We start from the raw sequence: 11,966 nt of genomic DNA, 5'->3' as shown, positions 1-11,966 counted from the left end.
CTCAGTAGCTCAGTCGGTAGAGCAAAGGACTGAAAATCCTTGTGTCGGCGGTTCGATTCCGTCCTGAGCCACCATTTATATTAAAAAACTTGCCGGGGTAGCTCAATTGGTAGAGCACGACCGAATATGCTTCCTGAATTATCTTCAGCATACTGACCGAGTTGCTGCTTGCATAAACTTCCTGAGGTCAGGATGACGATAACTAGGACAGCGTGCATAAATTAAATAATATACCAAACTTTACGCCGGGGTAGCTCAATTGGTAGAGCAACTGACTTGTAATCAGTAGGTTGGGGGTTCAAGTCCTCTCGCCGGCACCAGAAGTTACACAGAGAATATAATATGTGGAGGGGTAGCGAAGTGGCTAAACGCGGCGGACTGTAAATCCGCTCCCTCCGGGTTCGGCGGTTCGAATCCGTCCCCCTCCACCATGTTTAGGGGCATAGTTTAAAGGTAGAACTAAGGTCTCCAAAACCTTCAGTGTGGGTTCAATTCCTACTGCCCCTGTCAAAAAGGCAAAAAAAATTCCAAGTATATGCTTGGAATTTTTTTTGCCTTTTTTTATTTTGCCTCTTTTGTTGCATGCGGCGGGATTAATTTGTTTGGGCTTCTTATAAAAAAAACATAGTTTAATATTTTGTAAAAAAAAATAAAACTTATTGTTTCGGTTTATAACTTAATGTAATATACTATATATAAATAAGTATAACACATATACAATGAATCTATTGAATATAACATATTTAATGTAGAATAAGGGGGTGGTAATTATTAAATTATCTAAACGTCAGGATGAAATCCTCCAGATTGTTAAACAAAACGGTCCCATTACAGGAAAAGACATTGCTGAGAGACTTTCATTAACTAGAGCTGCACTAAGACCCGATCTTGCCATATTAACGATGTCAGGTAACTTAGATGCAAGGCCACGAGTAGGTTATTTTTTTAATGAAAGCTTTGAAGCAAAGCAACAGGCTAAAAGGTTTATCCACCAAAAGGTATCGGATTATAAAGCCCACCCGATTGTCGTTGAGAAATCAACCTCCGTGTATGATGCGATCGTGCAGCTCTTTTTAGAGGACGTGGGCACACTTTATGCGGTTGATACAAAAGGACATCTAGCCGGGGTTGTTTCCCGTAAGGATTTGCTCAGAGCATCACTAGGAAATCAAAATCTAAATGAATTGCCTGTCAGTGTCATCATGACTAGAATGCCAAATATTATTACAATTAATCCTGAAGAGACTTTGCTTGAAGCAGCCAAAAAGATGATCCATAATCACATTGACTCCTTACCAGTTGTAAAGGAAATAGAGGAGCAAAAAAGTACATATTTGCTGGTAGGAAGAATTACCAAAACCACCATAACGCGGGCCTATTTAGAAATCATGGAAAACAAATCAAACTAAGGAGAGTGGCTGCCATTTTGGTACAGAAAGAAGTTGTGTATGTTGTATCTGACTCAGTAGGAGAAACTGCTGAGTTTGTAGTAAAAGCAGTGGCAACACAATTTAATGGCGGGCAGGTAGAAATTCGCCGTAATTCCTATGTGGATGACTTTGAAGATATTGAAGATATCATTTTACTAGCAAAAAAGGGACGTACGATTATTGCCTATACGATCGTTATTCCATCATTAAAAGAGTATTTAGATCGACGTGCAAAAGAAGAGAGCATTTTTGCTGTAGATTTACTAAGTCCGTTGATGAATGCGTTTGAAACAAGCTTCAATAAACAGCCGAATCATCGACCTGGATTGATGAGAAAATTGGACGAAGAATACTTCAGGAAAATTGAAGCAATTGAATTTGCCGTTAAGTATGATGATGGGCGTGACCCGAGAGGAATCATAAAGGCGGATATTGTTCTAGTCGGAATCTCACGTACATCGAAGACCCCTTTGTCTATGTACTTAGCACATAAACGCTTTAAAGTGGCCAATGTTCCTTTGGTTCCAGAGGTGCCGCCGCCAGATGAATTATTTGAAATACCCCGTAAGAATTGTATTGGATTAATAATATCACCAGATAAATTAAACGAAATTCGCAAGGAACGTCTAAAGGCTTTAGGGTTAGCCTCACAGGCTAACTATGCAAGCTTTGGGCGAATTCTTGAGGAACTTGATCATGCTGAAAAAGTAATGAAACGCTTAGGCTGTCCTGTTATTGATGTATCAAATAAAGCTGTTGAAGAAACAGCTGGCTTAATTTTAGACGTGTTAAAAAAAGAGAGGAGCTACTAATAATGGAAAAATTCGTTTATTTATTTCATGAAGGAAATGGCAATATGAAGGGGTTACTTGGGGGAAAAGGGGCAAACCTAGCGGAAATGACGCGTATTGGTCTTCCGGTTCCGTATGGTTTTACAATCACTACACAGGCTTGCAATGCATTCTATGAAGCTAGCAAAACCATTCCAACCTTTGTTGAAGTCCAGACTTTAGAGGCTCTTACCCGTCTTGAAGAAAAAATGGGCAAAAAGCTTGGCGACCCAAAAAATCCTTTGCTCGTTTCCGTACGTTCTGGTTCTGTTTTCTCCATGCCTGGGATGATGGATACCATCTTGAATCTTGGAATGAATGATGAAACCGTTATCGGAGTAGCAGAATTAACCAATAATCCACGGTTTGCTTATGATTCCTACCGTCGTTTCATACAAATGTTTAGTAATGTTGTACTAGATATCGATACCTACTATTTTGAACAATTATTAGAAGAAATACGCGAGGAAAAAGGCTATTCCTCCGACCCAGAAATGAGTGCTGATGACTGGAAAGAAGTGATTATTGGCTATAAAGGTATAGTTAAAAAGCATAAACGAAAGGATTTCCCGCAAGATCCAAAAGAGCAGCTATTCCTTGCGATTCATGCAGTCTTTAACTCTTGGAATAATCAGCGTGCGATAGTCTACCGTCGCCTTAACAAAATTGCAGACCATTTAGGAACAGCTGTAAATATTCAAAGTATGGTGTTTGGCAACATGGGGAATGATTCAGGCACAGGTGTAGCATTCACAAGAAATCCATCGACTGGTGAGCATGTCCTATACGGTGAATACTTAATCAATGCCCAAGGGGAAGATGTGGTGGCAGGGATTCGTACTCCACAGCCAATCGCTACTTTAAAAGATGAAATGCCAGGAGTATATAAGCAATTCACTGATACTTGCAAGCGCTTGGAACAGCATTACGAAGAAATGCAAGATATCGAATTTACGGTTGAAGGTGGTAAGTTATTTATCCTGCAAACCCGTAATGGAAAAAGAACGGCGCAGGCAGCGATTCGAATCGCCGTGGAAATGGTTGAAGAAGGAATCATTGATAAAAAGACGGCCTTGCTACGTGTTGACCCGGAACAATTAGATCAACTGCTGCATCGCCGGATTGACGACAAATTTGAGAAGAGAGTTTTAGCAAAAGGCTTGCCAGCATCACCAGGTGCAGCGACAGGTCAAGTTGTTTTTGATGCCGATGAAGCAGAGCAATTAAATAATGATGGAAAAAAAGTAATTCTTGTTCGTCCTGAAACCACTCCAGATGATATCCATGGTATCGTTGCATCGCAAGCAATATTGACAAGTCGAGGCGGCATGACAAGCCACGCTGCAGTTGTCGCGCGTGGTATGGGGAAAGCGTGTATTTGCGGATGTGAAGCATTAAAGATAGATATGAAAGCTAAACAATTTACAATTGGTGATACAGTTATTAATTATGGAGATATCATAACGATTGATGGCTCTACGGGTGAAATTATGCTTGGGGAGATTCCAATGATTGACCCAGAACTATCGGATGAGTTTCAAATGTTGCTTGCATGGGCAGACCAAGAGCGTAAATTAGGGGTCCGTGCCAATGCAGATAACCCAGAAGATGCAAAAAAGGCATTTGAATTTGGGGCAGGCGGAATTGGCTTATGCCGTACTGAACATATGTTTATGGATTTAAAACGGATTCCAACCGTGCAAAAAATGATTCTAGCTGAAACTTATAATGAGAGAATGGAAGCTTTGAACCTGTTACTGCCCATGCAGCAAGGGGACTTTGAAGGAATCTTCGAAGCTATGCAAGGATTACCTGTCACTATCCGTTTACTAGATCCACCCTTACATGAATTCTTACCGGATAAAGAGGAACTGTTAGTGGAAGTAACGAAGCTTCAGATTTTAGATCCACAATCACCAGAATTGAAGAAAAAAGAGCAATTGCTGAAAAAGGTCCGCCAATTAGATGAGTTTAACCCTATGCTTGGCCACCGTGGCTGCCGCCTTGGGATGATTTACCCAGAAATTTATGAAATGCAAGCAAAAGCCATTTTCTATGCAGCCGCTAATCTCGCTGACAAAGGCATCGAAGTACAACCAGAAATCATGATTCCTTTGGTCGGTCATGTGAATGAATTAAAGGATATGCGTAAATTGGTGATCGATGCGGCATTACTTGTCCAGGAGGAAACTGGAAAAAGCTTCAAGTACACGATTGGAACCATGATTGAAATTCCGCGTGCTGCTTTAACTGCAGATAAAATTGCCGAGGAAGCTGATTTCTTTTCGTTTGGGACAAATGATTTAACACAAACAACATTTGGTTACAGTCGTGATGATGCGGAAGGCAAGTTCTTGCAAGCTTACATTGAAAATAAAGTGCTTCCGGATAATCCGTTTGCTGTCCTTGATCAAGAAGGCGTAGGTAAGCTTGTTGAAACAGGGGTGAAGCTTGGCCGTGGAACAAAACCGTCATTAAAAACAGGTATTTGCGGTGAGCATGGCGGCGAAAAGAGCTCGATTGATTTCTGCTACAAAACCGGCTTAGACTATGTCAGTTGTTCGCCATACCGTGTACCACTAGCACGTTTGGCTGCAGCTCAAGCAACCATTCGTCATGAACAAAATAAACAAGAAGTATTTACAACAGCATAAAGGAAAAAAGAGGGATGTGTGCAGTATGCACCATCCCTCTTTATAATAATGTAATTGGATAGACGCCTATATTATGCAAATACTATAAAAAAATTATTTTAAAGGAGACTTACAATGGGGGCTATTGAACGCAGCGGTTATCGATTTGTACCAGAATTTAGTGTTATTCAACAAAATGGGGCCATACATGTGTATAATCAAGAGAACTTTATTGAAGAAATTAAATTCCAGTTTTCTGGGAAGTTTCCTGAACTGGATCAAATAGAAGACCTGGTTGATCAATATTGCAACCAGCATCAACTTTAAAACCGAATACTTGTTCGGTTTTTTGTTTTGTGATAGAATGGATATTATAAACCATTTTATAGAAATGGAGGGAAATCCATGAATAAATTAACCACTATATACCCTCAAGCGATAGAACATACAAAATTGAAAGTGTATGAAGATATGAACCATTATTTCGAAACGAAGGAAACACTGCCAACCTTTGAACAATACCTCACTGACAGAAGTCATTATGTTGAGCAAATTTGGACCAATGTTTGGCTGAATAAGTCCACCAATGATGTTCCAAGGAATGAAAAAAAGCAATATTTAACTGATAAAGGCTTCGAGGTACAGGGAATCGACAAGAAACTAATCAACAAGTTATTTAGGGATGAAATGCGAACCTATCATGTTTTTGATACGATGGGGTGGGTTCATGAAACATTTTTAGGTAAAAAAGAAGAGTGGGAGAAACAGTATCAGGAGGCGAAGGTTAATTTTATAAAACGAGAAGAACAAAAACAGCTCGAAGAACAAAAGCAATTGATTAGAAGTGAGATTGAAGATGCCGCTGTTGGAATCTTGGAAGAACAATATGAGCAGCTTTATTTATATGTTCGTTACTTCGTTGCCATACAACTAGTGGCTGACCTACAAAATAATGTAAAGTTTCAATCGGTTGATACCTTTGCATTAGAAGAAAAATTAGTGGATGAAGGTCATTTTAACCCCTCAGCCTATACAACTGTTGCTACCTTTTTTGAAGAATTGACAGGGGATATCCATAAAACTTTGAATTGGGGCAGGAGTTTTTATGAATATCAAACCTATTTTTTCGTTTATGAAAGCTTAATTGCTGACTATTTGACTGAGCTTATTCCGGAAAAAATATTAGAGCAGCTTTCTGAAAAACTTAAGGATGATTTTCATGAAACCTTTCTTGAGAAACTATCGGCGTCCTTCGTAAAGGGCAGCATTGCTCAGATTCTTTATGATGTCGAGGGTTATTTTATTGAGGATATCCAAGCTGAATACCTGTCGGACTTAATACGTTTGGCAGAAATACCTTTTGATGCAAAGGTTCATAAAGAAATTTTTGAAAAAGACTTCCAAGCGCGCGAGCAAAAACAAAAAGAAGCGCAAGAAGAACTCGAGCGGAAAAAAGCAGAAGAAGAGCGGGTGATGAAGGAAATCTTTGCAACGGAATACGACCCTTCGTTACAACGTCAGGTCCGTTATGTCTTGCACATCGGCGAAACCAATACAGGGAAAACCCATCATGCGCTAGAAAGAATGAAAGATGCTTATAGCGGGTTATATTTAGCTCCGCTTCGATTATTAGCACTTGAGGTATTTGATAAATTAAACGCTGAGGGGACGCCGTGTTCCTTAAAAACTGGAGAAGAGGAAAAAATCACCCCAGGTGCAAATCATACTTCCTGCACCGTGGAAATGTTTCACGAAAAAGAGTTTTATGAAATAATCGTCATTGATGAAGCACAAATGATTACCGATAAAGATCGTGGTTTTTCCTGGTATAAGGCTATCACGAAAGCTAATGCAGAGGAAGTACATATCATAGGAAGCAGGAATTCAAAAACCATGCTGCTCCAGCTTTTAGGTAATTCCAATATCGAAGTTCATGAATACAGCCGTGATACTCCTCTTGAGGTTGAAACGAAGGAGTTTCATATTAAACACATTAAAAAAGGCGATGCGCTGATTTGTTTTTCACGAAGGCGTGTTCTTGAAACCGCCTCACGCCTGCAAAATGACGGACATACTGTCAGCATGATCTACGGCAGCATGCCGCCAGAAACAAGAAAAAAGCAAATTCAGCAATTCAACTCTGGAAAAACAAAAGTCATCGTTGCTACAGATGCGATTGGAATGGGCTTAAATCTGCCGATTCGACGGATTGTTTTTTTAGAAAATGATAAGTTTGATGGGACTAGACGACGACTGCTGACATCACAAGAAGTGAAGCAAATTGCTGGACGTGCAGGTCGAAAAGGTATTTACAATATTGGCAAAGTGGCCTTTACTAGTGATATCAGAAAAATGAGAAACTTGCTATTGCAGGAGGATGAGCCTGTTCATACATTTGCAATTGCACCAACCAATTCAGTTTTTGAACGCTTTCAACGGTATTATCACGACTTAGGTACATTTTTTGAATTATGGGGGAAATTTGAAAGTCCAAACGGAACAAAAAAAGCTTCCCTTGCAGAGGAAAAGTCGTTGTATCAAATGGTAGCAGGTACTGAAATTGAAGCACGATTATCCTTAATGGACCTTTATGGATTTTTACATCTGCCTTTTTCAAAAAATGAGCCAGTATTAACGAAGCAATGGGAAGAAAAAATGTATGCCATTATCCATGGGAGAGAACTCCCAGAACCGATTGTAAAGGAACGAAGCTTGGAGGAATTAGAACTCAGTTACAAAGCAATTGGGCTCCATCTTTTATTTTTATATCGATTAGGGGAGCGAACGACAGCAATCTATTGGGAGCGGCTACGAGAAGAGGTCAGCGATAAAGTGCAGGACCGCTTAAAAACGGATATAAATAAATTCGTTAAAAAATGCAAAACCTGCGGAAAGAAGCTGCCATGGGATCATTCGTTTCCGACTTGTGAGGCTTGTTATGCAGCTAAGACTAGAAGATATCGATATGATGAATATTAAGAATAACCCGGTGTTCTAACCTTAGGAACCCGGGTTATTCTTAAATTAAAACCAAATTAATGTAAATATGTTAAAATAAAACTCTGATAATTCGTCCCATGAAAGTGAAGTGAAAAAGAATGCAACTATCATTAACAGTAAGAGGCCCTGGTGTTGAATCGGTTTCTTACCTTATAGCTAAAAATCCGAATAACCTATATGAGCGTGGAGAGAAAGGGTTGACTGTCCGTCTGGTCTACCCGACTTTTTCAAGCGAGGAAGTACAGTTTTTAATCTACGTTAAAACGGATCCAATTGACCTTGTGAAAAACTCACCGGATTCTTTTGATATTACCCATTACATAAATGACCGCGAGTTTGCGGCAAGCAGTATTTTTGTTTCCTCGATTCGTAAAGCGTTGGGTACTGCACTGAATGGGAAACCTGCAGAGGAATATACTTCATGGGTCGAGCATTCCTTTGAAATGGAATTAACCTTTGGGCCGATTGCTACTGATTTGAGCAATAGGGAACTTGAAGCGTTATTTGCTCCAATGGGTTACACCATCAAGATGGAATACGGGGAAAGTTTTATTCGCGAAAAAAGCTCTGCCCGTTTTATTACCCTGTTAGGGAAACAAACGCTCCAGAATGCACTTAAACACATTTCGATTTTAATTCCCGTTATTGATAACTATAAGCATTATTTTATTGACGAAAGAGAATTGGAAAAGTTGGACCGCTACGGGGAAGGATGGTTAGAGGAACATCCACAAAAGGCGCTGATTTTAAAACGTTCGTTACGGTTTCAAAAGGTGATTTCACAGTCAAGATTCTATGAAAAAGAGACGAAAATCGAGAAGAAGCATGAACCTCCGAAAATCCGTTTAAATGACCTTCGTTACGAAGCGATTATTAAATATATTGAGGCCCTGTCAAAAAAAGCCACCATTGTTGACTTTGGTGCTGGTGAAGGGAAGTTATCTGTTCAGCTGGGATTTATTAAAGGGGTGCAAGAGATACTTTCTGTTGAACCATCGAATAAAGCTCGGTTAAAGGCATTGGAACGATTCGACTATGCAAAGGAGAAACGTGGATTTGTAGAACCCAAGTCCTTAGCAGGATCGTTATTTTACTATGATGAACGGTTGAGTAACAAGGATGTCATGGTTTTATGTGAAGTGATTGAACATATTGATGAATACAGGTTAGCAAGGGTATTCGAGACGATTTTTAAAGACTATCGACCAGAAGTGTTGATCGTGACCACGCCTAACCAAGAATACAATGTTGTCTATGATATGAATGAGGAAATGAGACACCATGATCATCGCTTTGAATGGACAAGGGCTCAGCTTCGCCAAAAAGTGGAAGCTTTGACAAAAATCTATCCATACCAAGTAAGTTATCAAGGCATCGGTGAAGAAAACCAACAATTCGGGCATCCTACTCAAATGGTCATTTTCAGAAGGGAGGAGGGATGATGGCGAAAATTAATTTGCCTCATGCGGGTATCGTCCTACTTGTAGGCCCGTCCAATTCGGGTAAAACGACTTTAATAAATCAATTAATTCAAGAACAACAGATTTATGCATCGGAAGTAGTAAGTTCCGATCAGTTCCGTGTTTTAGTTAGCGATGTTGAATTTATTGATTGGAATCGGCGACCTAAATATGAAGCAGATGCTCTTTTTAATGAATACCAACAAATTTCAAAAGAAGCTTTTGAAGCGATGGATTATATCATTGCCAAACGTTGCCATCTCAATAAATTAACCTTTATCGATGCTACTCATTTACGTGATTACGAGCGTGAAAAATACCTGCAAATGGCAAAGAGGTATCATGTTCCGGCCATTGCAATCGTGCTGAATTTGGCAGAAACTGAATTACTAAGACGTGACTTAGTGAGGGATTTCCCAAGAGGTAAAAACCGTATCAAGCAGCAATACCAACATTTCAAGAAGACGCTTCGCTCCATTAAAAAGGAGGGCTTTCGGCGCTTCTACATATTCGGTGAAGAAGAATTGCAAGTCTTAAATGTGAACCGTCTTGGTAATCCATTACTAATTGATGTTGGCAATGGCATTGATTTTATTGGGGACATTCACGGTTGCTTTGAAGAGTTTAGCGAAATTTTGTCAAAGCTTGGTTATATAGAAAATGAAGAGGGTTATTTTATCCATCCAGAAGGGCGGAAAATCCTTTCCCTTGGGGATGTGATGAGTAGGGGACCTCGTTCGATCGAGACGCTGCAATTTTTTCAAAAGCATGTGGCAGCAGGACTTGCCTATATGATTGACAGTAATCATGGTTGGAAAATCGCCCGCTGGCTTGATGGTAAGGATGTAAAGCTTGCTCATGGTGATGAAAATGTAAAGGCTGAATTTGATGAGTATGAAAGTAAATTTGGTAAAGATTTGGCCGATCGTTTAAAGGAACAAATAAGAGACATGTTGTTAGAAGCAAAATCACATTACATTATCCAGAATAATGGAGTCAACGTCGCTGTTGCAGTCCATGCAGGAATCAAGGACCATTATATCGGCAAACAATCGCCGCGCATTTCCGATTTCTGTCGGTACGGAGACTCGGATGGCCTCGACGAAAACGGCAAACCTGTCCGAAAAGATTGGTCAATTGCTCATCAGTCCAGTGAACTTATTCTTTGGGGGCATGATCCTAGAACGCATCCATTATTGGTTAATAACACCCTCAATATTGACCAAGGAATTGTTTTTGGTGGCAACCTAACGGCATATTGTTTTCCGGAAAGGAAATTTGTTTCTGTCAAAGCGAAAGCAGATTATGCAAATGTGTCGGACAATCCATTAAAGGTATTGGAAAGTAAAAGGCTGGCACCGCCCAATATCGCAAAATTTTTAGAAGGATATTCGGTATTAACGGAACTGTATGGGGAGATTGCAATTTATGCGGATAGTACGAAGGCAGCACTGGATGACTTTTCCCATTACGCACTGCCGCTTGAGGAGATTGTCTATCTTCCGCCGACGATGAGCCCGACACCGAAACCATCGAGTTTAGCGGGATACTTAGAGCATCCAATCGATGCATTTGAATACTACCAAGGAAATGGCGTTGACACGATGGTTGTCGAGAAAAAGCATATGGGCAGCCGGGGTATTTTGTTTCTTTTTAAAAATAAAGAAATCGCTAAAGAGTATATCGGCAGGGAAACATTAGGTTCAATATACACGCGAACTGGCCGTGCCTTTTTCAAAAAAGATTTGGAGGAACAAATTTTACATGTATTAAATACTGACTTGAGTGGTTATTTTGAAAAATACAACACTGACTTTGTCCTGATGGACGCTGAGATTCTTCCGTGGAATCTAAAAGCAAAGGAATTAATTATGAATCAATATGCTCATGTTGGTGAGATGGCATTGCTTGATCGGAGTAAATTACAGGAGCAGTTGAAAAAAGCTTTGGATAACGGTAAGGATGTTTCAAGTTGGCTCGAGGAAACGGATGAAAAGATACGCAATGCCCAAGTGTTTAACGAAGTGTATCAAAAGTATTGCTGGGAAACGGAAGGTTTAGCGGGAATTGAAATTGCTCCTTTTCACACACTTGCCCACAGTAATGAAACCTTTTTCGATAAACCGCACACGTGGCATATGGAGAAAAATAAAGAATTTAGCGTCCTTTCGGATTTGTTCATGGAAACGGAGTATCGAATTGTTAACGATGAAGACTCCATGAAATCGGCCATCGAATGGTGGGAAGAAATGACGGAGGATGGACATGAAGGCTTTGTTGTCAAACCGGAGTCTTATGTGGCACGACATAAAGGTAAGCTTCTCCAGCCGGCCATTAAAGTAAGAGGTAGAAAATATTTGCATATCATCTACGGCATCGATTATTTACAACCAGAAAATCTTTCCCGTCTTAAGCAGCGAAATGCAGGTAAGAAACAACGCAATGCCTTAAAGGAATTTGCCTTAGGTGTGGAAGCGGTGAATCGTTTTGTTAGAAAAGATTCACTGGAGCGCTACCATGAATGTGTGTTAGCTATCCTGGCGCTGGAATCGGATCCGATTGACCCGCGACTATAGGTATAGGAAGACGAACTTGTCAGTCGGCAAGTTCGTT

At 40.1% G+C, this 11,966-nt stretch carries 7 protein-coding genes and 3 tRNA genes; all 10 read left to right on the top strand.

Annotated features, from left to right (window positions below):
• The first annotated feature begins 244 nt into the window (after positions 1-244).
• The 10 genes from AB7942_RS27920 (at position 245) to AB7942_RS27875 (ending at position 11,929) form a co-directional block, all read left to right on the top strand.
• Positions 245-320: transfer RNA gene (locus tag AB7942_RS27920), tRNA-Thr, on the top strand.
• A 26-nt stretch (positions 321-346) separates the two neighbouring features.
• Positions 347-431, top strand: a tRNA-Tyr gene (locus AB7942_RS27915).
• A 5-nt stretch (positions 432-436) separates the two neighbouring features.
• A tRNA-Trp gene (locus tag AB7942_RS27910) sits at positions 437-507 on the top strand.
• 260 nt (positions 508-767) lie between these two features.
• Positions 768-1,409, top strand: a complete 642-nt coding sequence (gene ccpN / locus AB7942_RS27905) for a transcriptional regulator CcpN (protein WP_483310937.1) — start codon at positions 768-770, stop codon at positions 1,407-1,409.
• 17 nt (positions 1,410-1,426) lie between these two features.
• On the top strand, positions 1,427-2,242 hold the full coding sequence (locus AB7942_RS27900) for a pyruvate, water dikinase regulatory protein (RefSeq protein WP_214717437.1): 816 nt from the start codon (positions 1,427-1,429) through the stop codon (positions 2,240-2,242).
• Positions 2,243-2,244: 2 nt separating this feature from the next.
• The gene (gene ppdK, locus AB7942_RS27895; protein ID WP_098935091.1) at positions 2,245-4,914 is read left to right on the top strand and encodes a pyruvate, phosphate dikinase; all 2,670 of its coding nucleotides are present in this window, start codon (positions 2,245-2,247) and stop codon (positions 4,912-4,914) included.
• Positions 4,915-5,028: 114 nt separating this feature from the next.
• Positions 5,029-5,220: a YbxH family protein gene (locus AB7942_RS27890; RefSeq protein ID WP_088088520.1), complete on the top strand. Its 192-nt coding sequence runs from the start codon at positions 5,029-5,031 to the stop codon at positions 5,218-5,220.
• A 78-nt stretch (positions 5,221-5,298) separates the two neighbouring features.
• Positions 5,299-7,872: a DEAD/DEAH box helicase gene (locus tag AB7942_RS27885; protein ID WP_369449378.1), complete on the top strand. Its 2,574-nt coding sequence runs from the start codon at positions 5,299-5,301 to the stop codon at positions 7,870-7,872.
• Between the two features lie 119 nt (positions 7,873-7,991).
• The gene (locus AB7942_RS27880; RefSeq protein WP_369449377.1) at positions 7,992-9,335 is read left to right on the top strand and encodes a 3' terminal RNA ribose 2'-O-methyltransferase Hen1; all 1,344 of its coding nucleotides are present in this window, start codon (positions 7,992-7,994) and stop codon (positions 9,333-9,335) included.
• Positions 9,335-11,929 carry a polynucleotide kinase-phosphatase gene (locus AB7942_RS27875; RefSeq protein ID WP_369449381.1) on the top strand — a complete coding sequence of 865 codons (2,595 nt, stop codon included), beginning with the start codon at positions 9,335-9,337 and terminating at the stop codon, positions 11,927-11,929. Before AB7942_RS27880 ends, AB7942_RS27875 begins: the two co-directional genes overlap by 1 nt.
• The last annotated feature ends 37 nt before the right edge of the window (positions 11,930-11,966 follow it).

Source organism: Neobacillus sp. BF23-41, from assembly GCF_041106275.1.
This window is presented reverse-complemented; position numbering and strand designations above follow the sequence as displayed.